The sequence below is a fragment of the Paenibacillus sp. J31R98 genome, from assembly GCF_056269245.1.
Genome location: NZ_JBWDNO010000005.1, coordinates 291,931 through 313,867, shown reverse-complemented (window position 1 = coordinate 313,867; position 21,937 = coordinate 291,931). Strand labels below are relative to the sequence as shown.

General features: G+C 53.7%; 19 protein-coding genes. 7 read left to right on the top strand and 12 right to left on the bottom strand.

All coding sequences use genetic code 11. The annotated features are described in order from the left end of the window. Nucleotides 1-55 precede the first annotated feature (55 nt). The 7 genes from AC0YNX_RS20170 to AC0YNX_RS20140 all read right to left on the bottom strand — a co-directional run bounded on the left by AC0YNX_RS20170 (nucleotide 56) and on the right by AC0YNX_RS20140 (nucleotide 9,193). Nucleotides 56-901 carry a carbohydrate ABC transporter permease gene (locus AC0YNX_RS20170; RefSeq protein WP_475817495.1) on the bottom strand — a complete coding sequence of 282 codons (846 nt, stop codon included), beginning with the start codon at nucleotides 899-901 and terminating at the stop codon, nucleotides 56-58. 13 nt (nucleotides 902-914) lie between these two features. Next, nucleotides 915-1,817: a carbohydrate ABC transporter permease gene (locus AC0YNX_RS20165; protein WP_475817494.1), complete on the bottom strand. Its 903-nt coding sequence runs from the start codon at nucleotides 1,815-1,817 to the stop codon at nucleotides 915-917. 116 nt (nucleotides 1,818-1,933) lie between these two features. After that, on the bottom strand, nucleotides 1,934-3,346 hold the full coding sequence (locus AC0YNX_RS20160) for an ABC transporter substrate-binding protein (RefSeq protein ID WP_475817493.1): 1,413 nt from the start codon (nucleotides 3,344-3,346) through the stop codon (nucleotides 1,934-1,936). 115 nt (nucleotides 3,347-3,461) lie between these two features. Beyond that, nucleotides 3,462-4,742: an extracellular solute-binding protein gene (locus tag AC0YNX_RS20155; RefSeq protein WP_475817492.1), complete on the bottom strand. Its 1,281-nt coding sequence runs from the start codon at nucleotides 4,740-4,742 to the stop codon at nucleotides 3,462-3,464. Between the two features lie 25 nt (nucleotides 4,743-4,767). Then, nucleotides 4,768-5,751, bottom strand: coding sequence for a substrate-binding domain-containing protein (locus tag AC0YNX_RS20150; protein WP_475817491.1), 984 nt, complete (start codon nucleotides 5,749-5,751; stop codon nucleotides 4,768-4,770). 16 nt (nucleotides 5,752-5,767) lie between these two features. Continuing rightward, nucleotides 5,768-7,567 (bottom strand): cache domain-containing sensor histidine kinase, encoded by a 1,800-nt coding sequence (locus AC0YNX_RS20145; protein ID WP_475817490.1) that lies wholly within the window; start codon nucleotides 7,565-7,567, stop codon nucleotides 5,768-5,770. 3 nt (nucleotides 7,568-7,570) lie between these two features. Then, nucleotides 7,571-9,193: a response regulator gene (locus tag AC0YNX_RS20140; protein WP_475817489.1), complete on the bottom strand. Its 1,623-nt coding sequence runs from the start codon at nucleotides 9,191-9,193 to the stop codon at nucleotides 7,571-7,573. A gap of 195 nt (nucleotides 9,194-9,388) precedes the next feature. On the opposite strand from AC0YNX_RS20140, the gene AC0YNX_RS20135 reads away from it, so the two are divergent. Then, entirely contained in the window at nucleotides 9,389-11,560 is a 2,172-nt protein-coding gene (locus tag AC0YNX_RS20135) for a cell division protein FtsA (RefSeq protein WP_475817488.1), read from the top strand. 140 nt (nucleotides 11,561-11,700) lie between these two features. On the opposite strand, the gene AC0YNX_RS20130 is transcribed toward AC0YNX_RS20135, so the two are convergent. Together AC0YNX_RS20130 and AC0YNX_RS20125 are read right to left on the bottom strand one after the other, a co-directional pair. Then, a complete protein-coding gene (locus tag AC0YNX_RS20130) occupies nucleotides 11,701-12,453 on the bottom strand; it encodes an SDR family NAD(P)-dependent oxidoreductase (protein WP_475817487.1) in 753 nt (250 codons plus the stop codon). 46 nt (nucleotides 12,454-12,499) lie between these two features. Then, nucleotides 12,500-13,249, bottom strand: a complete 750-nt coding sequence (locus tag AC0YNX_RS20125; RefSeq protein WP_475817486.1) for an SDR family NAD(P)-dependent oxidoreductase — start codon at nucleotides 13,247-13,249, stop codon at nucleotides 12,500-12,502. A 166-nt stretch (nucleotides 13,250-13,415) separates the two neighbouring features. Here AC0YNX_RS20125 and AC0YNX_RS20120 point away from each other — a divergent pair, with 166 nt between their 5' ends. Continuing rightward, complete coding sequence (locus tag AC0YNX_RS20120; RefSeq protein WP_475817485.1) at nucleotides 13,416-14,327, top strand: LysR family transcriptional regulator; 912 nt, start codon at nucleotides 13,416-13,418, stop codon at nucleotides 14,325-14,327. A gap of 37 nt (nucleotides 14,328-14,364) precedes the next feature. After that, nucleotides 14,365-14,850: an SRPBCC family protein gene (locus AC0YNX_RS20115; RefSeq protein WP_475817484.1), complete on the top strand. Its 486-nt coding sequence runs from the start codon at nucleotides 14,365-14,367 to the stop codon at nucleotides 14,848-14,850. Between the two features lie 317 nt (nucleotides 14,851-15,167). On the opposite strand, the gene AC0YNX_RS20110 is transcribed toward AC0YNX_RS20115, so the two are convergent. Continuing rightward, a complete protein-coding gene (locus AC0YNX_RS20110) occupies nucleotides 15,168-16,373 on the bottom strand; it encodes a chromate transporter (RefSeq protein WP_475817636.1) in 1,206 nt (401 codons plus the stop codon). A gap of 216 nt (nucleotides 16,374-16,589) precedes the next feature. Here AC0YNX_RS20110 and AC0YNX_RS20105 point away from each other — a divergent pair, with 216 nt between their 5' ends. Next, the gene (locus tag AC0YNX_RS20105) at nucleotides 16,590-17,021 is read left to right on the top strand and encodes an organic hydroperoxide resistance protein (protein ID WP_475817483.1); all 432 of its coding nucleotides are present in this window, start codon (nucleotides 16,590-16,592) and stop codon (nucleotides 17,019-17,021) included. Between the two features lie 57 nt (nucleotides 17,022-17,078). Here AC0YNX_RS20105 and AC0YNX_RS20100 read toward each other — a convergent pair whose 3' ends face one another. Both AC0YNX_RS20100 and AC0YNX_RS20095 read right to left on the bottom strand, forming a co-directional pair. Then, nucleotides 17,079-18,026 carry a nucleoside hydrolase gene (locus AC0YNX_RS20100; protein WP_475817482.1) on the bottom strand — a complete coding sequence of 316 codons (948 nt, stop codon included), beginning with the start codon at nucleotides 18,024-18,026 and terminating at the stop codon, nucleotides 17,079-17,081. 140 nt (nucleotides 18,027-18,166) lie between these two features. Continuing rightward, nucleotides 18,167-18,718 (bottom strand): helix-turn-helix domain-containing protein, encoded by a 552-nt coding sequence (locus tag AC0YNX_RS20095; protein ID WP_475817481.1) that lies wholly within the window; start codon nucleotides 18,716-18,718, stop codon nucleotides 18,167-18,169. A 163-nt stretch (nucleotides 18,719-18,881) separates the two neighbouring features. On the opposite strand from AC0YNX_RS20095, the gene AC0YNX_RS20090 reads away from it, so the two are divergent. From AC0YNX_RS20090 to AC0YNX_RS20080, 3 genes are all read left to right on the top strand, one after another. Next, complete coding sequence (locus AC0YNX_RS20090; protein WP_475817635.1) at nucleotides 18,882-19,652, top strand: DODA-type extradiol aromatic ring-opening family dioxygenase; 771 nt, start codon at nucleotides 18,882-18,884, stop codon at nucleotides 19,650-19,652. Nucleotides 19,653-19,681: 29 nt separating this feature from the next. Continuing rightward, nucleotides 19,682-20,443 carry a class I SAM-dependent methyltransferase gene (locus tag AC0YNX_RS20085; protein ID WP_475817480.1) on the top strand — a complete coding sequence of 254 codons (762 nt, stop codon included), beginning with the start codon at nucleotides 19,682-19,684 and terminating at the stop codon, nucleotides 20,441-20,443. Between the two features lie 113 nt (nucleotides 20,444-20,556). Next, on the top strand, nucleotides 20,557-21,927 hold the full coding sequence (locus AC0YNX_RS20080) for a hypothetical protein (RefSeq protein ID WP_475817479.1): 1,371 nt from the start codon (nucleotides 20,557-20,559) through the stop codon (nucleotides 21,925-21,927). The last annotated feature ends 10 nt before the right edge of the window (nucleotides 21,928-21,937 follow it).

Genomic DNA, 21,937 nt, shown 5'->3' with positions numbered 1-21,937 from the left:
CGACTGTTGCAGCTCGGGGCTGTAGCAATCAAGGGGTACCATAGTTCCTGTTCGTTTACTTCACGGCACCAGCCGTAATACCACTAGCGATTTTGCGTTGGAACAAGATGTACATGATGAGCACCGGCACGATGGTGACGAGCAGCGCTGCGAACAGCGGCCCCCACTCCGTGCGGTATTGCATCTCCTGCTGCATAACCGCGATCTCAATCGGAAGCGTGTATTGGGTTGGGTCATTCACGATAATCGTACCGACAACGTACTCGTTCCAGATGTTCAGCACGTTGATAATCGCGACCGTAATGAGACCGGGCTGAGACAGCGGCAGCATAATGCGGAAGAACGTTCCGAAATGCGATGCGCCGTCAATATGCGCCGATTCTTCCAGCTCCTTCGGCAGCGACTTGAAGAAGCCGGTGAGCACGAAGATGCCGAACGCCAGCAAGCTGGACGCATAGACGAGGATAAGGCCGAGCTTCGTATTGACGAGATGCATCGAATTCATTAGGAAGAACAGCGGGATGAGCGCCAGAATGAATGGAATCATCATCGAAGCGATGTACAGCAGGTAGAGGAAGTTGCTGCCTCTGAACTTATACCGCGCAAGCACGTAAGCGGTCATCGCGGAGAGCAGCAGGCCGAGCACTGTGGAGCCAGCCGTGACGACAAGTGAATTGACGAAATACGTGTTGAAATTATATTTGCTCCACACATAGCTGAAGTTCGACCAGAGCAGCGGGAACTTAGGAAGCGACCACGGCGCGTGAATGAAGAACTGTTCGTTATCCTTCAGCGAGTCCAGCAACGTCCATATTAACGGGTAAATCACCGACACAGCCCAGAGCAGCAGCAGGATGTAGAAGAAGCCTTTCGCCACAGGGTTTCGGATGCCTACGTTCATTGATTTATCCTCCTCAGCCCAATTCCACGGTTTCGTGACGGAGCAGACGCTGCAGAGCAACCGTCGTAATCAGCGACAAGACAAGAATCAGTACGCCGATCGACGCTCCGTAACCGAAGTGATATTGCTGGAATGCCATTTGGTACAAATAAGAACCCATAACCTGCGTGGAATTGTCCGGACCGCCCTGCGTCATAATCCAGACGATAACGAAGGAGCCGTTCAGCGTCGTCATCATGATGTTGAGAATGGACACCTTCATCTGCTCCCAGACGAGCGGAATCGTAATTTTGCGGAACTGCTGCCACTGATTCGCGCCTTCCAGCTCGGATGCCTCATAGAGGGAGTCCGGAATGTTCTGAATAGCCGCGATGAGGAGGATCATATAGAAGCCGATACCCGCCCAAATCGCCGGTGGAAGGAGCATCCAGATCGTATGGTTGGTGAAGCCGAGCCACGTAATGCTGACCTTCTCCTTCGTGAACAGCGACAGAAACCCATTCAAGAAGCCGATCTGCGGGTTATATATGAAATTCCAGAGGACACCAATTACGACGACTGAAAGAATGTTCGGGATAAAAAAGACCGAGCGGAAGAAGCCGGCCAGCTTGAAACGGAACCGTGTCAGCGCGACCGCGAAGAAAGTAGCGATTACCATAATGCCGATCACTTTGCCCACAACAAGAAAGTAGTCGTTGCCAATCGCTTTCCATACGATCGGATCGTGAAACAGGTCTTTGAAATTGCGCAGGCCAACAAATTCTTTATTCTGCGACATGCCGGACCAATCGAACATCGAATAGTACAGACCTTGGATAACCGGATAAACGGTAAAGAGACAGTAGAACACGAACGTCGGAATTATGAATGAGGCGATAAAAATAGTACGCTGCAGCTTGGACGAGCCCGAATTCACCTTGGCCCACCGTCCTTCCTAAAGTCTAAGTGTGAATGATGATCAGAGCCTCTGGAGCGAGCCCTGATCATCACCCGTTAGTTGTTCATTATGTGCGGGGTCGAAACAGACCGCGATTATTTCTTCACTTTAGCTGCTACGTCGGAGACGCGCTTCACCCATTCTTCTGGCGTGATTTTGCCGATTGTAAGAGCGTCTGTCGCATCTTGCATCGCTTTGTCTACGTCAGCATTGAACGTAATTGTCGGGATAACGACTGTGTTCGCATCCGTCAGGTACTTCGCTGCGTCTTTAACGAAGCTTGGCGCATTGGAGTTGCTGATGTCGCCTTTGATGTTGGAAGGCGCGCCGCTAAGCTCTGCCCATTGCGATGCTTGAGCTTTCGAGAAGATGAACTGCATGAACGCTTTCGCTGCGTCTTTGTTCTTCGCGTTCTTCGCGATTGCAACGGTTGCAGTCGAAGTGTTCGCTACGACTTTGCCGCCTGCACCTTGCGTCACGGACGGGATGAAGCCGAAGTCGAAGCCGCCAGGGATGTCTTTGGACATTTCGTTCGGCAGCCACAGGCCGTTCGGGATGAACGCGTCCTTATGCTGCAGGAAGAGCATTTGCGAATCGGTATGGTTGATTTGAATCGACGCTTTGTCGATGAAGCCTTTATCGCGCAGCGCTACGATCTTGTTCAGCGCGGCAAGTACAGCTGGCTTCTGGAACGCTTCAACCTTGGAGTCGCCCATATCTTTCAGGATACTTGTATCGTTGTTGTTCTCCGATACGATCGCTGGCAGCAGGATCGCGCCGTTGATGTAGTACGGGTATTTACCGGTATGGATGAATGGCGTAATGCCGGCCGTTTTAATTTGGTCGCTGACTTGCAGGAATTGATCGAAGTCTTGCGGCTCTGTCCAGCCTTTTTCCTTGAAGAGCGCCTTATCCCAGAACACGCCCCAGGAGTTCAGAACGAGCGGAATGTTGTACGTCTTGCCATCGAATTGCTGTGCAGGCTGAGCGAGCAGATCCGTAATGAGGTCGCCATCGACGTTCTTCGCGTCTTTCAGCCAGGCAGTCAAGTCTTCGAGCTGACCGTCATCAACCATTTGGCGGTCATTCAGGCCAGGACCGTCAATGTAGACGAAATCTGGCGGGTTGCCGCCGATCCAGCGGGGTTTGGTTTGTTCGTTGATTTTCGGGCCAGCGAGTTCCTTAATGTTGAGATCGGGATTAGCCGCTTTGAAGTCGGCGATAACTTTCTTCCACCACTTGTCGCCGTAACCACCGACGAAGTATTGGATCTCGAAGTCGCCTGTCAGCTTCGTGCCGCTAGCCGCCGTATCCGTAGATGAGGAGTTGTTCGTTGTCGCATCGGTTGACGTATTCGTTGATGTATTCGTAGATGTGTCCGCCTGTGCATTGGTCGTTTGGTTGGATGAATTGTTGCCGGAGTCGTTAGAGGAACCGCAGCCTGTCAGAGGAACGACAGCCATTACGGTTGCAAGGCTTAGAGTAGCTAACTTTTTCTTTAGTATCATGTGTTGCACACCCTCCCAAATTTGGTTTGCTAAGTTCTATCCTTATGATAGAGGGGGAGGGGGGCAACTCACTATGGAATATCTTCCGTGAAATCTTTAGTATTTTCTTTTTCTTTTATTTCGTATTGTGGGCTTCGGCAAAATGCTGCAGCTCATCAAGAGCCTCTTTCGGCGACATCCGGCCGAACAGCACCGCATCGCCAAGCTTGCGCGCCGTGTCCATGATCGATTGCCAAGCAGGCTCCTGAATCGGATAGAATTCCGCTTTCTCAAGCGAGGCCAGCTCGCTCTTCATGACCGGATTGTTCGTCGCCAGCTTCTGGCCGACCGTAGACGTAACCGGCAATAAGCCTTCGCGCTTCGTAATCTCCTCATAGCGTCCATCGTCGTATAGGAAGTCCAGAAACTTGGATAACGCCGCCGTGTCCGTATGCTCGTTCTTGAACGAAATGAGCATATCCTGCACGCCGAACGATATCGGCGCCTTGCCGTCCTTCACCGGAATCGGGCCGACGCCCCAGCGCAGATTCGGGAATTCGCGCGGCACGACGGATGTGAAGTAGTTGCCGGAGATGAGCATGCCGAGCTTCCCGTCGCCAAGCACTCGCTGCTTCTCATCCCGTGTTGTGACAGTCGGCTCGGGATCGGTCAGCTTCGAGTCATAGAGCCCCTTCAAGAACGCGAGCCCTTGTACATTCTCCGGCGAGTTGATCGTCCATTTGCCGTCTTTGATCCAGCCGCCGCCGGAGCCGAAGAAGAAGTAGGACAAATACGCCTGCGTCTCATTATCGGTCAGATCGACGCCGAAGCCGGTCGCTTTGCCGGTCTTGACGATCTTGCTGGCGGCCGTCTTCAGCTCCGACCATGTCTTCGGAGGGCCGTGTATGCCTGCTTCCTCGAACAAATCCTGATTGTAGTACATATTGCGTACCGAAGCGACATAAGGGACCGCGTACTGAATACCGCCCATACGGTCCTTCTCCAGCAGATTCGGATAGATCTTCTGTTTCAGCTCCGGGGACATGATGTCTCCCATATCGTTCAGCAGCCCATCGCTCGCGAACTGCGCGTACGCGTTCATATTCAGCAGATCGGGCGGCTGGTTCTTGCTAATCATCGCGGTGTAGATACCGCTAAGAATATCCCAGTTCGCGACCTGCAGCTCGACCTGAATGGTCGGATACTGGATCTCGAACTGCCGGACGATCTCCTCCAGCAGCGGCTTCGTCTCGGAGCTGTACTCGGCTGCGACGAAGCGGATAAGGGAGGGCTGCTCCGTCGTTTCGATAATTGGCGCCGGCTCGGACGGGGAGCAGCCGGTGGCCAGCAGCAGCACGTTTGCGGCTATAGCAAACGGCCTAGCCCTAGTTAGTAGTCGCTTCCCTGTGTTGGTCATCGCGTTATCTCGCCCCCTGACAGCATTATTTTTGAATGAACGGGAACAACAGCTTCTGATTCTCCGGCGTATACATATTGGACTTGGTCACGACAACGGAATCGATATACGTCGTCTGGTCCGTCCGCTTTCCTTCCACCAGTGCAAGTGCCGTCTTCACGCTTAAATACCCCATATTGAACGGCTTCTGCACAATCGTGGCATGGAGAACGCCTTCCTCCAGCAGCTTAATCTCATAGACGGAGCTGTCGAAGCCGATCAGCTTCACTTTGCCTGCGAGGTTCAGCTCCTTCATTGCCTTAGCTGACCCCAGCACGGCCGGTTCGCTAAGCGCGATGATCGTATTGATGCCGGGATTACGGAGGAGCAGCGATCTCGTATAGGCGTATGCATTCGTCTCGGAATTATCGGCATAGAAGGTCTCATCGTACTCATCGGCATGGGCGTCTAGCGCTTCTTTTACACCGATTTCCCGTTCGCTCTGCACGCCCGAATTCGGGAAGTCGCTAATGATGGCGGCGCTCAGCTTGCCTATCGTTGCCTCCACAGCGGTTCTGCCAGCCTGGCGTCCGGCTTCCTTATGATTGTTCGCGACGTAATACGGCGGCGCATCGAGCGCAAGCGGCGTATCGACCACAACGAGCTTAATGCCGCGTTCACGGATGCCGTGAAGAATATCGTTAAAGCGAGGATCGTGGACGGGCGCAACAATCAGCGCATCGGGACCTCGATCAGCGGCCTCTTGAATCATGCGGATCTGGGCGTCTGCATCCATGTCCTGAAGCGGGCCTTCTACCGTGAGTCCGGCTTCCGATTCCTTCGCCGCCGCTTGAGCGCCCGCGCTGACCGCCTGCCAGAAGTCGCTCCTTGCGTTGCTCGTCTTCAGCACGAAAGCGATCGACCGTGCCTTCGGAGGAGACACATCGCCAAGCTTATAGTTCAGCACGCCAAAAACAAGCAGCGCAACGAGCAGCGGAACGAGAATGAAGGTCATACGGTGCAATCGCATAAGCTTAGGTCCTTCCTTATTTCACTTTGGGAATCGTAATGGTAACGCATGTCCCTACATCAAGCTCGCTGTGAATTCGAATTCCGTACTCGGGCCCAAAATACAGCTTGATTCGCTCATCGACATTATGAATGCCAATTCCTTTTGGACTAATGGTCAATATCTCATCGGCTGGAACAGGCGCAGGCTTCCATATCCGCTCGAGCTGCTCTTCTGTCATGCCAAGCCCGTCGTCCTCGACCTCGAAGACGATGCTGCCACCAGCCTCATAACCGCGAACCGTGACCGTTCCTTTGTCCGGTTTATTCCGCAGACCGTGGTAAATCGCATTCTCGACGAACGGCTGAAGCAGGATCTTGAGCGTTTTGTAGGGTAAGATGTCCCGGTCAAAATCAATCTGATATTCCAGCTGGCTCTCATAGCGCATCTTCTGAATGAGCAGGTAGTTCGTAATATGCTCGGCATCGACACGGATGGAGACAAGCTCCGTATCCTTGGCAATGCTTGCCCGGAACAGCTTGGCGAGCGCGGAAGTCATTAAGACGACCTGCTCATGCTGCTTCTGTTCGGCCATCCATACGATGGAATCGAGCGTATTGTATAGAAAATGCGGATTAATCTGCGACTGGAGCAGCTGCAGCTCGCTCTTGCGCTTATTCTCCTGCGTATGAATGATCTCTTGCATGAGCCGCTTAATCTGCCCGACCATCATGTTGAACGTATATCCAAGCTGGCCGATTTCGTTCTGCTCGCGTACTACTGTCTGCGTGTCAAAGTTACCCCGTTCCACCGCCTTCATATCGCGCTGCAACGTGCGAATCGGACGAGACAGCCGGTGCGAGATGGCAATGGATAGCAGCAGGCTGACGATCAGTCCGGCGCTCGCGTACAGCAGGAAGGTCTTGCGGATATCGCCTTTATTGCTGATCAGGTCATTGGCATAAGCGACCCCGACGATTTTCCAGCCAAAATTCGTGTCCTGCACCGTGTAGCTCCGCTTGCCTTCCTTGTCATTCACTGCGAACACCGTACCGCTTGCTGCTTCCTTCACCCGGTCAATCTGCTCGGTGCGCAGGTTGCTGTAGATGAGCTGCTGCTTCGGATGATAGACGATGTTGCCATCATTATCGACGATGAACATATAGCCCTTCTTGCCGAGGTTAATCTGGCTGCACAGATCGGTAATGACGCTCAGGTTCAGATCGACGAGGAAGATTCCTTCCCCCGTAATGCCGTCGGAGTTCTTCAGCTCCCGGCTTAGCGAGACGACCCAGCGATACTCATTCTGAATAATATTCTGAACGTGCGGTGCGGATAGGACGGATTTGCCTCCTGCCGTCTTGGCGTTTCGGTACCAAGCTTGATCGGAGAGCACGGCGTACGGGTTGAGGCTCGTAATGCGCCGATCGGAGACGACGCGGCCGTTGTAGCCGAATACCATGAGAGAAGCGATGTCCTTGCGCGTGTAGAGAATCGCCTGGAATAGGTCAGAGATTCGTTTCTCGTACGCACGGCGGTCCTCATTGCCAATAAAGTTGTTGCTCGAAATGTAATAGTTAACGTCCTTGCTCGTCATCGCGAGCAGCGAGATGTTCTCCATGTTGTCCACGTAGGACTGAATGTTCGTGTTCACCTGCTTCATAATTTCTTCGATGTATCCTTCGGAGTTCCGCTCCACGGAGTACACCGCAAGCTGATAACTGGCAAGGCTCGTTATTGTAATCGTCACAAGAATGAGGCAGGAGAAGGCGAAAGAGATGCTCGACTGAATGCTCTTGAATGGCAGCAAAGGCGCGAAAGGCTTGCGGTTCGTCATCGATCAGCCTCCGCTCCGGGTATCGCGATATTCTCTGGGCGTTCGACCAGCATGCTTCTTGAATAGCAGGCTGAAGTAGTTCGGATCGGCATAGCCGACCTTCTCGGCAATCTCGTAGAGCTTGAGCGAGGTCGTCGATAACAACATCTTCGCTTTCTCTACGCGTACGCGGGTCAAATATTCAATAAACGTCTCACCGGTATACTGCTTAAAAACAAGGCTAAAGTAGCTCGTGCTCATGAGAACGTGGCGGCATAGATCCTGCAGCGAAATCTGCTCATCTGCATAACGCGCCTCGATATATTCCGTTGCCCGAACCATCTGCGTGTTGGTGTAGTGGCTCCGATTGGCGGAGACCGCGGTTATGAGATCCGAGACGATAGCTTGAAGCCATTGCTCCAGCTCATCCAGCGTCTTGAAGCCATAAATGTCCGTCAGCCAGCTCTGCTGCGGGCTGGCGAGCTCCTTCTCCCCAATGCCAAGCTCCTGGATCGTATTCATGAGCGAAAGCGTCAGCTTCTGAAGCTGCAGATAACAGCTCTCGATCGGCAGGCGCAACCCCTTGAGCTCGTCCACAATCTGCTTAATGAGCAGCTTGGCGTCCTCAGCGGACCCGGTCTTGACGACGGTAGCCAGCTTGCGGTCCCAATCCGGCGTCGGCACGGTTGTGGATGCCGGAGCGCCTTCCATATCGACAATGCTAAGTACTCGATTCTTGCCGTGCAGGAACCGATAATCGAGCGCGGAGAGCGCGCTCTTATAGGACAGCGGCAATTGATCGGCAGAGTTACAGCTTCGACCGACGCCGACCGTCACGGTCAGCTTGAGATACCGCTCAACCTGCCGGCGAATCTCTTCCGCAAGCTCGTAGGCATGTTCGTAGATATCTATCTCGGACGGTACGCCGGTGATAACCGCAGCCATCCGCTCTTCGCGTGTACGGAAGGACAAGGCATTCTTCTGAGCGGTAATCTCCTCGAACACATTGAACGCGGCAAAACGGAGAAACTCCTCGTCATGCACGCTCTCCAGTCGTTCACGGTCGCCGAAGTCGTCAATATCCGCGACAATGACGAGGTAAGGAGGCGTCAGCTTCGGAATGTCGAAGTAGCCGAAGCGTACTTCAATCTCTGGCTTGCCGACGCCAAGCACGACTAGCCGCTCAAGCAGACGCTCCCGGAGTAGCGGCATGCTTTGGCGCAGCTGGCTTTGCAGCATGCTGAGATCTTCGCGGATCTTCATCTCTTCGTCCATCTCGGCACGCACTTTATTCAACAGCGTACGGATTTCCATCGCTGTAATCGGCTTGAGCAGGAAATCGGACACTTTCAGGCGAACGGCCTGCTGGGCATATTCGAACTCGTCATAGCCGGTTAATATAATGACTTTTATATCGGGATAATTGGAGGTTATAAGGCCTGCGAGCTCAAGCCCGTCCATATACGGCATGCTAATATCGGAAATCACCAGATCGGGCTGCTCTCGTTCGATCTCATGCCAGGCATCGCGGCCATTGGCATAGTCGCCAATGAGCTGGAAGCCATGTTCTTCCCAGCGAATTGTATTCTTGAGGCCTCCTCGTACGACCGCCTCGTCGTCGACGATCATCACTTTATACAACGTCATACACCCGCCTCGTTTATTATGTAAGCGCAAACATGCTAGAAACTAGACTATTATACACGATTTCGCTAGCTAGAGTCGTTAATAGGAATATGGAATCATCATAACGCAATGTTAGATTACCTGACAACGGGCGGATTATGGTGCCTTATGCTATACTTTATTAACATAAATGGCCAATCCAAAGGGGTTTTGAACATGTCATCGCAAATAGCAGAATTTCACTACAAGCAGCGTGTATTTGCAGTTGATATTGGGACAAGGAGCGTTATCGGCCTTGTTGGCTACTACGAGAACGGGAAGCTTGTCGTCGAATACGGCGAAGTGGAATATCATAAGGACCGTGTGATGATCGACGGGCAAATTCATGATATAGACGGGGTTACGGAGTCGATTCGTGTCATCAAGGCGAAGCTGGAGGAAGCGAGCGGGCAGACGTTTACGGAAGTCGCAATCGCCGCTGCCGGGCGGTCGCTTATTACGGGAAGAGCGAGGCTGTCGCAGCCAATCGACGAGACCAAGCCGATTGAGAAGCATGTCATCGACTCGCTTGAGATGGAAGGTTTGCAGAAGGTATATGCGGAGCTGCTGGAAGAGTCGCAGGAAATGCAGGATTATTTCTGCATTGGACACACGGTCGTTCATTACTATTTGAATGAGAAAACAATGCTGAGCCTCCTTGGCCACAAAGGTCGGACGATTGAAGTCGACTTGATTGCTACATTCCTGCCGCGTACCGTGGTGGACAGCCTCTATGCGGCAGTGAGTCGGATCGGGCTTGATGTCAGCTACCTGACATTAGAGCCGATTGCGGCAATCGAAGCAGCCGTTCCTGCAAATATTCGATTGCTCAACATCGCGCTTGTCGACATTGGCGCGGGAACGAGCGACATTGCCATTACGAAGGATGGCACTGTTGTGGCATATGCGATGACCGCAACCGCTGGAGATGAGATTACGGAGGCGCTCGCGCAAGCCTACCTGATGGATTTCGACAGCGCGGAAGAGCTGAAATGCAAGCTGCGCGAGCAGCCGGTGCAGCAGTATAAGGATATCATCGGGATCGAGTATGAGAAGTCGACCGAGGACATATTGGACCAGCTGTCTGAGGTCATCGACCTCGTTGCGAAGAACATCGCGGACAATGTGCTCGATAAGAACGGCAAAGCGCCGAGTGCAGTGTTCTTGACCGGAGGCGGCAGCCAGATTCCGCGGCTCAATCAGAGGATCGCGCAGAACTTGGGGATGCCCGTGGAGCGGGTGGCGACCCGGGATATGTCCAATATTCCGAATCTTAGCGTAAGCAACTTCAATTTGAGCGGACCAGAGGTCGTGACGCCGATTGGAATACTAGCGAAGGCGGTGTCGCACCTGGGTCGCGACTTCGTCGAGGTATTCTTGAACGGTGATAGCGTGAAGCTTATTAATACGAAGACGCTGAAAGTCATTGATGCGCTCATGATCGTGGGCTTCAATCCGCAGCAGCTTATTGCGAAGGCGGGCAAGTCGTTCGAGGTATATGTGAACGGACGGAGAAAGACGGTGTTCGGCGAAGCGGGCGAGGCTGGCGAAATCTACGTGAACGGGGAGCCGTCCAACATTAGCTCGCCGATTAAGCCGCAGGACCGGATTGTTATTGTTCCTGCGAAGCATGGTGAGAAGCGGGAGATGACGCTCGGCAGGCTCGTCCATGTGCACGCAGGCGTTAAGGTCAACGGCGAGTGGGTGAGTGCGATTACGAACTTGCGGGTGAACGGACAAGCCGCAGAAAGCGACCTGCTGCTCTCCGATCAGGATGTCATTGCATATGAGCAGCTTGAGACTGTTGCGGACCTGCGCAGGGTGCGGGGGATTAACGCGGATGCTGTTGTGTACGTGAACGGCGAGGTCGCAGAGGACGGCTATCGGATCGCGGAGCATGACGATGTGATCACCGTGGAAATGGCTGTTGAAGTATTCGCTGAGGGCGACAGAGAGGTGGTTGCTCAGGTAGTTGGTCAAGTAGCTCCAGCGTGGGGTGAAGCTGCTGTCGGACTAGAGGCCGTCGAGGTAGTAGGTGAGCGTGGCGATGATTTTGGCGCAGCTGAGGAAACGGGCAGTGCAGGAGCGGGCAGGAATGCCGAGCCGCTGGAAACCATTGCGGCGGCTGAGCTCGGCGCCAGTGCTGTCGAAGATCCTACCGTCGTCATTATGTACAACGGTTCCCCGCTAACGCTGCCGAGAGGACTCGCTTTTGTGAACCTGTTCGACTACGTAGACTTTGACAGAAGCAAGCGGCAGGGTAGCTTGCATATGACGCATAACGGCGAGCAGGCTTCCTACACGCGGCCAGTTGAGGCCGGCGATGTCATTGAAGTGAAGTGGGTGTGAGCCGATCTCAGCCGACTTTCTGCGGCAGCCTGATAGTGAGCTGTATACTAAAAAGAAAAACCCGCCGTGTCATACAAAACGGCAGGTTTCTCCACAAGCTGATCGCCTTCTCAGGAAGGCGTCTTCTTTTATTTACACAATTATTTAAATGCAGTATAGCCGTCATCGACTTTAACGGTCGTGCCGTTAATGCCGCTTGCCGCATCGGATGCGAGGAACAAGACGGTTTCAGTGATTTGGTGCGGGTGAAGCAGCTCCCCGTGCATATGCTTCTTCGCGATCGAATTGTCCAATCCGCGCTCTTTGAGCGGATTGATGATATTCGTGTGCGCGAAGCCTGGTGCGACGCCGACGACACGGATGTTGTAAGGAGCCAGATCAAGCGCGGCAACTTGCGACATCATCACGACGGCTGCTTTTGACGCATTATAGCTGAACGTATTCTGCTGCGCAAGGAAGCCCATAACGGACGCCGTATTAATGATAACGCCGCCGTTACCAAGCTTCTGCATGACACGGCCGGCAGCGAGAATGCCATAATAGACGCCATCCTGGTTAATGCGAATGACGCGATGGTACAGCTCAGGGGTATGCTCGAGCATAGGCGCACCGATAGCAATACCGGCATTGTTGAACATCACATCAAGCCGGCCATAGGTCGCTTCCGCAAACTGAGCGAGCGCTTCAACCTGCTCGAATTCGCCAACATCGCACTTGAAGAACGCCGCCTCGAAGCCCTCCGCTTTAATAAGCTCCACCGTTTCGTGACCTGTAGCTTCGTTGAAATCCGCAACGACGACCTTCGCGCTTTCACGCGCAAACTTAATGCAAACGTCCCGGCCGATCCCGCTGCCGCCGCCAGTAATGACAGCTACTTTTTTCTCAAATCGCATCTATTGTTACCTCCTGTAGTATTTCTTATTTGTATCGGTCACGCGATTAAGCGGTTTGTCCACCGTCGATAACCATTTCAGTGCCTGTAATAAAGCTGGATTCATCCGAAGCAAGGAAGACGACCAAATCCGCAACTTCCTCCGGCGTGCCGCAGCGCTTCATCGGGATTCCGGCTGCAATATGCTCGGTTGTCGCGTTAAAACCTGAAGCGACCGCATCGCCCATCGATGTTTGGATAATGCCGGGGTGGATGGAGTTGACGCGAACCTGATGCGCCGCGACTTCCTTCGCGAGATCCTTCGACATCGTGCGCACAGCGCCTTTGCTTGCGCCATATAGCGTGAGGTTAGGACCGCCTTTAATACCGGCAACTGAAGAGGCATTAATAATTGAGCCGCTGCGCTGTTCTACCATTGCTGGCACGACATGCTTCATGCCGAGGAACACGCCGACGACGTTAATGCCGAGCAGACGATTCCATTCTTCCACGGTATAATCCGTTACCGGCTTCGTGCTGTAAATACCGGCATTATTGAACAAAATATCAATACGACCGAAGCTCTCGAGCGCAGTAGCGGCAACGAGGCTCCAATCCTCTTCCTTCTGTACGTCATGCTGGACGAACACAACATTTTCCGATAGCTGCTTCATTTCCTCCAGTGTTTGCAAGCCGGTCCCCTCGTGAATATCCGTAAACACGACACTCGCGCCTTGCTGCAGAAATTTCTTTACCGTCGCTTTGCCGATCCCGCTTGCGCCGCCGGTGACAATCGCTGTTTTACCTTGTAGTCTCATCTGACATTTCTCCTTTGTATATGGGATATCTACATAAATGGAATGATGTTCCTTCTGCTTCTGTCTGTTCAAACGAGTCCAGTATAACGCGCAGCTTTGAATAAGAATAATTAACATTTATAATTCTAGTATTAGATAAACTAATGCAAAATGGAGGCTGCGCGCAGTGAACTTGGATCAGCTGTATTACATTATTGAAGTGGCGAAGACCAAATCTTTATCGCTCGCTGCAAGCAATATGCATGTGACGCAATCTGCCATCAGTCAATCCATTGCTAGCCTGGAGGCAGAGCTTGATATCCAGATATTTGTCCGTTCGCGATCAGGCACGACGCCGACGAAGGAAGGAACCGACATCATCCAGAAAGCGCTCGAGGTGGTCAGCAAGCTGCAGGAGATGAAGGACGGTGCGTCCCGAATGTCAGAGCTGATGCATGCGGAGTTGCGGATAGCTGCCATTCCAGGTGTGATGGCGTCCTTGGTTAAGACGGTGTCGAGCTTCAAGCAGGATTATCCGAATGTTGCTTTTCGAATCGTGGAAGAGAAATCAGACCGCATCTTGGATGAAATCAGGCATAACAAGGTCGATATCGGGCTTATCGGCATAAGAGGCAATGCGGCGCCGATCGGGACGGGGCTTGTATTTGAACCGATCTGGCAAGGGAGGATGGTCATCGGCGTGTGGAATAACTCGCCGCTTGCAGGGAGGAAGCGAATTACGCCGGAAGAGATGAAGAAGCTGCCTTATGTGCTATATGATGAACCGCATGTGCATGATTTTGTGGAAGAGTTCACCCAAGCGCACGGTCCCCTCTCCATCATGTTTACGAGCAACAACCCGTACGCCCTCGTCACTGTTCTTCGCGAGAATCTGGCTGGTACGATCGGGTATGATTTCTCCTTCATCGACAGATCGGTGTCGCTGAACAGCGGGCTTACCAAGCTAGATATTGAAGGCGTCGAGCAGCCTCCCATTCAGCTTGGATGGGCGCGGGCGGAGACGAATAAAGGGACGCAGGTGTCCAAAATGTTCATTCAGCGCTTCCAGCGTCAAATCCAGCTCGGAAATATGTCATAATGGGAGTTATAGAGCTGATGGGGAGGAAGGTGCATCAATGCTAGCAGTCGTGGAACAAGTTAATGAGGGGTATACGGCTCGTTTCGAGCGCTCATATAACCATTCGGTTCAGCAAGTTTGGGCGTATTTGACCGACAACGATCTTCTGCCAACGTGGTTCTCCGAGCTGCGCGTCTCAGAGTTGCGAGAAGGGGGCAGCATGAAGTTTCATATGCCAGGCGGCGATGTGATCGACATGCCGATTCTGGAGATGAAGCCGCAGTCCGTTCTCGAGTACACGTGGGGCGAGGATGTTGTCCGATTCGAGCTGTATCCGGAGCCTAACGGTTGCAGACTGGTGCTGCTCGAGAAGCTGAGCAAGCTGACAGACCATACACCGAGGGACCTCGCCGGTTGGCATGTTTGCCTGGACGTAGTCGGTGCTCTGCTGGACGGCAGAACGATAGAATCCCGCAAGGATCAGTGGAAGCATTGGTTCGAGCGATATCAAGGGGCGCTTGCGGGGTTGGGCGAGAAGGCATAGATCGTGGAGCTAGTCACGTGCGAGCCGGTTGGTTGCTGAGTTAGGCAGCCGCATGGCGGAGCTAACGGAACTCACAATCGTTATTCGGTGAAAAAGAGCACGCCGTGAGCGCTAACGGAACCAGGATGCGTTATTCTGAGCAAAAGAGTCTCATGACATCGAAAAATCGGCCAATAGCGACGCTGAGTTCCGTTACATATTCAGATAGGCTAATTTTAACTCAATAAGGTCGCTGCGTACCGTTAGCCAAACGACTGGCTACCATGCCCATGGCAACAAAACAACCCGCCAAGTTCACGCTTGGCGGGTTGTTTTGTTTATAAGCTGCCCAGCAGCATGCAGCCGACTGCTCCGGTGAGGACGACAATCCAAGGTGGCAGCTTCCAGAAGGCAAGCATGCCGAACAAGATAGCGGCCAGCGCGAAGTCCGCTGGTACAAGGATCGCCGTCGTCCATAGCGGATTATAGAGCGCGGCGAGCAGAATGCCGACCACCGCAGCGTTCACGCCGGTAAGGGCGCCTTGCACTTTCGGGCTCGTGCGCAGCGAGCTCCAGAACGGCAGTGCACCGACGATAAGCAGGAAGGCAGGGAGGAAGATCGCAGCTGTCGCAATGACAGCTCCGATCACCCCTTCAGCCATCATGCCGAGATAGGAAGCGAAGGTGAACAGCGGACCGGGCACCGCTTGCGCAGCCCCATAGCCGGCAAGAAACTGCTCGGGGCTAACCCAACCGGTCGGCACGACCTCACGCTCCAGCAGCGGCAGCACGACATGACCGCCACCGAAGACGAGCGAGCCTGAGCGGTAGAAGCTGTCGAATAAAGCGAGACCTCCAGCGGAAGAGCCAGTCCACTCTCGAAGCAGCGGCAGCGCAATCAGCAATGCCAAGAAGAGCGCGAGGCAGAACGCTCCGAACCGGCGGCTTACCGGCACTTTCATCGGCGCTGCATCTGCGGACGCATCCTGGCGGTGATGATAGAGCCGCAATCCAAGCAGCCCTGCGCAAACAATGAGCAGCACTTGACTCCAAGCGGAAGGCCATAAGAGCGAGAAGACTGCGGCTGCAATGGCTATGGTAGCGCGAATGCGGTCAGGCGCCAGCTTCTGGCCCATGCCGAGTATGGCATGGGCGACGATGGCAACGGCAACGATCTTCAAGCCGTGAATCCAATCCGCATTCGCAAGACCGCTGCCCTGCAACACAATCGCGAACGCGACGAGCGCAAGAACGGAAGGCAGCGTGAAGCCGATCCACGCCACGAGACCGCCGAGCAGTCCGGCACGCATCAATCCAATGCCGATGCCGACTTGGCTGCTTGCCGGTCCGGGGAGGAACTGGCAGAGGGCGACAAGATCCGCATAGCTGCGCTCATCCAGCCACTTGCGGCGGCGTATATATTCGTTGTGGAAATAGCCAAGGTGAGCGATTGGACCGCCGAACGAGGTAAGCCCAAGCTTCGTCGACACGAGCAACAATTCGAGGAGCGTTCTCGCTTTACCTCTTGGTTGGCTAGTATTTATCGTGATCGCGATCCTCTCCTCTGCTGTTTGTGAGCTGCTCGGAGCAGCATAGTTATGCACATCCTACCACAGCCCGTCACGAGATCATGTTAATCTTTTGCAAAGACGCCGAAAGAGACCTTGCTGATTTTTGTCATTGACGTCTGGCGTTAGTCGTGTTAATTTAATTGTATCAAATTAAATTGTATAAAATATAAATGAGGAGCGATCATTCAAATGGACACATTATACACAGCTATCGCAACAGCAGAAGGCGGACGTAATGGGGTTATTACATCGTCAGACGGGGTGCTGGAGCTCCAAGTCCGGATGCCGAAGGCGCTTGGCGGCAATGGCGAAACGGGAACCAATCCGGAGCAGCTGTTCGCGGCGGGTTATGCAGCTTGCTTCGATAGCGCTCTGAACCTGGTGGCGCGCATGAAGAAAGTGCAGCATGAAGGCACTGACGTAACCGCTCATGTCAGCATTGGCAAAGCGGGAGACGGCGGCTTCGAGCTGGCGGCGCAGCTGCATGTGAACGTGGATGGCGTAGAGCAGCAAATAGCGGAGGAGCTAGTCAAGGCGGCGCATGGCGTATGCCCATACTCCCGAGCGACCCGCGGCAACATCGAAGTGAAGCTCGTGGTGAACGGGCAGCATATCGGCTAACGAACAAAACAAACAAAGACGGAGCAGCCCACATCGGGCCGCTCCGTCTTCTTTCTTTTAAAACACGCCAAGCAGCAGCTCAACCGCCCGTTCAGCGTCCACCTTCACGCCAACGTTAACCGGCGCACCGACGAGCGGCTTCGGCCGCAAGTCGGCGACCGTCATCCCGAGGCTGTGCTCGCCCTGACATTCCACCGACAGCAGCAGCTGCTCTGTCTGCACGATGCCAGGCTCGATTGCTGCAAGCACCGTTAGCGGATCATGCATCGGCGCGCATTGATTGTAGCCGTTCGATTCATGGTAGAAGTTGAAGTAGAACTGCATCGAATCGTTCAAGAAGTTGACTACGTCGCGGTTCTCTGGCTTGCAGGAAGCTTTGAGCGCATCGAGATGCGACTGATGCAGCATCGTTTGCAAGGTGACATCAAGTCCGATCAGCGTAATCGGCAGGCCTGACTCGATGACCAAGCTTGCCGCCTCTGGGTCGCCCCATATATTCGCTTCGGCGGTTGGCGTAATGTTACCTGGTACGCGAACAGCGCCGCCCATAATATAGACCTGTTTGATTTTCGAAGGAAGCTCAGGATCCTTCTGAAGCGCATGTGCCAGATTCGTAAGGCGTCCGAGCGCAACGATGACAAGCTCGCCACGAAGTTCACTCGCTTGGCGAACAATGAAATCGGCTGCCGCTTCCTCCACCGGAAGCTGTGCGGTGCGTGGAATTTCTACATCGCCAATGCCGTTCGTGCCATGGACAAATGTAGGGAAGATGTCTACCTTGCGGACGAGCGGCTGTGCAGCGCCTTGGCTGACGGGAATTTGACCTTCCAATCCGGCAAGCTTCAACACCTTGAGCGCGTTCTCGGTCGCAAGCTCGACAGGAATGTTGCCGAAGACCGACGTGATGCCTATAATATCCGCCTTACCGGATTTGACTCCGTATAGAATCGCGAGTGCGTCGTCAATTCCCGTATCGGCGTCGATAATGATTTTCGGCTGTACCATATCCATAATCCCTCATTTTTCTATAAAAATATGCTCTAACTTCGTAATGATACCGTTTGCTTCATGCGTAAGCAAGCGCTTAGGAGGTTCCTTTACAGGACTTTAGCATTTGCTATAATCCACGCCTTCAATCCGCGAAACTATAGCCGATCCGGCTGATAATCCGTCTCCGTATAGATAGAGATGAGTACGACTGCCGTCTCCTCGCCGATATTGCGAACGAGATGGGGGATGCAGGCGTTCCAGCTGAACGAATCGCCCTCGTGAAACTCTGCCGCATCTTCGCCTTGCTCTGCGTAAATACTTCCTTTAATGACCACATGCACTTCTTCGCCCTCATGGGCGTGCGGCTCCGTTCCTGTCGACGCGCCAGGCGGCAGCTCGACAATGACGATGCGTACCTTATCCGTGGCGCTAAGATGCTCCACCTTAAACTGCTCGCTGCTGCTGGACGTAACGCGCCGCTCACCCTTGCGCACGATCTTCATCCGGTCTTCCTTTTGCAGCAGCAGGTAAGCAAGCGGTACCTTCAGAGCCTTGGCGATGCTCTCCAGCGTGGAGATGGAAGGGGACGTCTTATTCGTCTCCACTTGACTAAGAAACCCTTGCGACAAGCCGGTTTCCTCGCAAATTTGGGCAATCGTTATATGCTTGCGCTTTCGGATCGCTCGAATCGAAGAGCCGATATCCATGCTTATGTTCACCCTAACTGAAATATTTGTCATACAAAATATAAGTTGATATTAACAATTTACAAGTTGACTTGCCAGCATTTCAGGAATAATATTAGTCATATAGAAAATAAATTGTTTATACTAATATAAATTGAAACACACATAAGGGAGAGAAACGATGATGATGCCGGCTTATTTCTTCGCGCACGGTGCGCCTTCACTTGTTTTGGAACAGCATGCTTACAGTGATTTTCTGAAAAATTTCGCTTCCACAAGACCACGCCCCAAGGCGATTGTACTCTTCTCCGCCCACTGGGAACGGCCTGTTCAGCAGGTTAGCGCAGTCGGCACGTACAGCACGATCTATGATTTCTCAGGCTTCCAGGATGAGCTATACCAGGTAACGTATCCGGCGAGCGGCAACCGCGCTTTAAGCGAGCAGATTCAATCGTTATTCGCGCAGCATGGTATTCCAAGCGAGCTTGATGAGACGAGAGGGCTTGACCACGGCGCATGGGCAGTGTTGAAATTGATTTATCCGGATGCGGACATTCCGGTCATCGCGCTGTCCGTTAACCTGATGCTCACGAACGAGCAGCAGTATCAGATCGGCGTAGCATTAGGTGCGCTGCGGGAGCAGGACGTTCTTATTATTGGCAGCGGCGGCACGGTTCATAATTTGCGCCGATTGAACTGGCGGGCGGCAGAGGCAGATGCTTGGGCGGTCGAGTTCGATCAGTGGCTGGAGAGCAAGCTTACGAGCTGGGACACGGAAGCGCTATTCCGCTACCGCGAGCAGGCGCCTTACGCAGTTGACTCGGTGCCGACGACAGAGCATTTCATTCCATTGTTCCTCGCGATGGGTGCAGGGGACGCGAACCGCAAGGCGACGCTCCTTCACCGCAGCTATCAGTTAGGCAGCCTCAGCCTGAGCTGCTGGCAGTTCGACTAATATCGTAATATCAGGAGGGTGATGCTGCAATGGACAGCAAAGATCGGTTCTCGGGCAAGGTGGACGCCTATGTGAAATATCGTCCGACCTATCCGCAAGATGCAGTCGATTATTTGTACGATGCGGTTGGTTTTACGCCTCATAGCTTAGTTGCCGATGTTGGCGCGGGAACAGGCATTTTCTCCGAGCTTCTGCTGAATCGCGGGAGCAAGGTCGTTGCCGTTGAGCCTAACGGGCCGATGCGTGAGGCAGCAGTTGCGCGGCTTGGCGCCGAGAGCGGCTTTCGGGCTGTGGATGGTTCGGCTGAAGCAACGGGACTCGCGGACCAATCGGTTGATTTTATCGTCTGCGCTCAATCGTTTCATTGGTTTGACCGCGCTCTTGCGGGAGCAGAGTTCAAGCGAATCTTGCGCCTCCCGGATGACGGCAAGGTCGTACTGATCTGGAATACGCCGCTTACCGAAGGCACGCCGTTTCGGGAAGGATACGAGCACTTGCTGCAAACGTATGGCACAGACTACAAGACCGTCAATCAGAAGAATATTACGCCCGAAGCGCTTACTGCTTTCTTCCAGTCTGGAGATATGCAGGAGGTTCAGTTTGAGAATCAGCAGCGGTTCGATTATGAAGGCCTGTGCGGCCGCCTTGCTTCCTCGTCCTTCGTTCCGGTGCCGGGACATCCGAATTATGATGCGATGATGACTGCACTGAAGGCGCTATATGACCGTTGCAATGAAGATGGCTACGTGAACTTCGATTACGAGACTCGGCTGTATTGGGGCTCTCTATAACAGGAATGAGCAGAGGCCGGCCGCCATGGCTGGCTTCTTCTGCTATGCTTGCGCCCTAAGATGGGGTTATGATAGGACAATAATTGGAGTTTTAGTAAGGGACTGAGATCATTATGTTCAAAATGTTCAAAATCGACCGTATACTCATATTCGCACTCGCCGCCGTCTTCATCGCTTCGCAGCTAACAGGCGCAGATTGGCTCGTCTGGGCACTAGGCGGGCTTGTTTTCATTGCCATGGCTGTGCTCCTGCCACAGCTGCGGGGAATGACGCTCTGGCTCACTTCTGCTTTCATCGCGGGCGGCGCGGTGCTCTTGATCGTCCAACAGGCGAGCGCCCGTGTCTGGTTTGAATCGGCGGGTATTAATGCGACGCTGGTGACGCTGTTCGTCTTCGCGCCGCTATTCGGCATTCCGGTGCGTATTCCGGCTTATGTCGAGGCACTAAGAAAGTTCTATGATACGAGCCTCAGGAGCGGCAGCGTCATGTTCATCGGCACGCAGCTGCTGACGCAGGTTATGGGCGCGTTCATTAACGTGGGCTCGATCCCGGTTGTATACCATCTCGCCTTCGTCAAGCCGCGTCCGAAGATGGAGGGACTGCTTGCCGGCGCGCTGAATCGAGGGTTTGCGGGGGCGATCTGTTGGTCTCCTTATTTCGCTGCAATGGCGATTGTGACGACGGCGCTGAAGCTGAACTGGTCTGCGCTGCTTCCCTATCTGATCGTGCTGTCCTTGCTTACGCTTGTTGTCAGTTTCCTTATGGATTACACAAAGTTGAAGCAAGTAGGAGAGGAACAAACGGATGAGACGGAGAGTGTGAAGGGGCTTCCGGGTGAAAAGAAAAAGGCTGCTTTTCCAGTCGGGCTTGCGGTCTATCTGATCTGCGCTATTGGCGTCATTCTGCTGCTGGAGCCGCTCATCGACGTGCCTATGGTGATCATTACATGCATGTCCGCTGTCTTCTTCCCTCTGATCTGGTGTTTCGCCAAAGGCGCGATGGCGACTTATCGCCAAGGGCTGACCAATCATCTGACCGTGACGCTTCCTGCGCTGAAAAAAGAGATTACGCTGTTTCTCGCCGCAGGCTTTTTCAGCGGAGCTGTTGGCGCAGTCGGCTTCGGCGCGTTCGTGCCGAAGATGCTGGCGTATATTCCGCTGCCGATTGCGGTCGCGTTCTCGCTCCTCGCGATCGTGCTGATCGCAGGCACATCCATCATCGGCCTGCATCCGATCGTGCTCGTCAGCGTCTTCGCGAACGGCGTCGATCCGTACAGCGTAGGTGCTACGCCGATCTATATGGCAGTGCTGCTGCTCGGCAGCTGGGCCGTCTCGAACACGGTTTCGCCGGCGTCGGCAGTGAACAATCTGCTGTCCGGGCTGTTCAAGCGAACCGTATTCGAGCTGGCGCGGCCGAACTATAAATTCGCCGCCTTCATGGGGGCGGCGCTTATGGTGTATTTGCTGCTGCTGCTGGAATTCTAGCGGCCGCAGG

Bases quoted from the DNA above. Each gene is read 5' to 3' on its own strand.
- AC0YNX_RS20170 (WP_475817495.1), bottom strand. From the start codon at position 901: ATGAACGTAGGCATCCGAAACCCTGTGGCGAAAGGCTTCTTCTACATC.
- AC0YNX_RS20160 (WP_475817493.1), bottom strand. From the start codon at position 3,346: ATGATACTAAAGAAAAAGTTAGCTACTCTAAGCCTTGCAACCGTAATG.
- AC0YNX_RS20155 (WP_475817492.1), bottom strand. From the start codon at position 4,742: ATGACCAACACAGGGAAGCGACTACTAACTAGGGCTAGGCCGTTTGCT.
- AC0YNX_RS20150 (WP_475817491.1), bottom strand. From the start codon at position 5,751: ATGCGATTGCACCGTATGACCTTCATTCTCGTTCCGCTGCTCGTTGCG.
- AC0YNX_RS20145 (WP_475817490.1), bottom strand. From the start codon at position 7,567: ATGACGAACCGCAAGCCTTTCGCGCCTTTGCTGCCATTCAAGAGCATT.
- AC0YNX_RS20140 (WP_475817489.1), bottom strand. From the start codon at position 9,193: ATGACGTTGTATAAAGTGATGATCGTCGACGACGAGGCGGTCGTACGA.
- AC0YNX_RS20135 (WP_475817488.1), top strand. From the start codon at position 9,389: ATGTCATCGCAAATAGCAGAATTTCACTACAAGCAGCGTGTATTTGCA.
- AC0YNX_RS20130 (WP_475817487.1), bottom strand. From the start codon at position 12,453: ATGCGATTTGAGAAAAAAGTAGCTGTCATTACTGGCGGCGGCAGCGGG.
- AC0YNX_RS20125 (WP_475817486.1), bottom strand. From the start codon at position 13,249: ATGAGACTACAAGGTAAAACAGCGATTGTCACCGGCGGCGCAAGCGGG.
- AC0YNX_RS20115 (WP_475817484.1), top strand. From the start codon at position 14,365: ATGCTAGCAGTCGTGGAACAAGTTAATGAGGGGTATACGGCTCGTTTC.
- AC0YNX_RS20105 (WP_475817483.1), top strand. From the start codon at position 16,590: ATGGACACATTATACACAGCTATCGCAACAGCAGAAGGCGGACGTAAT.
- AC0YNX_RS20100 (WP_475817482.1), bottom strand. From the start codon at position 18,026: ATGGTACAGCCGAAAATCATTATCGACGCCGATACGGGAATTGACGAC.
- AC0YNX_RS20095 (WP_475817481.1), bottom strand. From the start codon at position 18,718: ATGGATATCGGCTCTTCGATTCGAGCGATCCGAAAGCGCAAGCATATA.
- AC0YNX_RS20090 (WP_475817635.1), top strand. From the start codon at position 18,882: ATGATGCCGGCTTATTTCTTCGCGCACGGTGCGCCTTCACTTGTTTTG.
- AC0YNX_RS20085 (WP_475817480.1), top strand. From the start codon at position 19,682: ATGGACAGCAAAGATCGGTTCTCGGGCAAGGTGGACGCCTATGTGAAA.
- AC0YNX_RS20080 (WP_475817479.1), top strand. From the start codon at position 20,557: ATGTTCAAAATGTTCAAAATCGACCGTATACTCATATTCGCACTCGCC.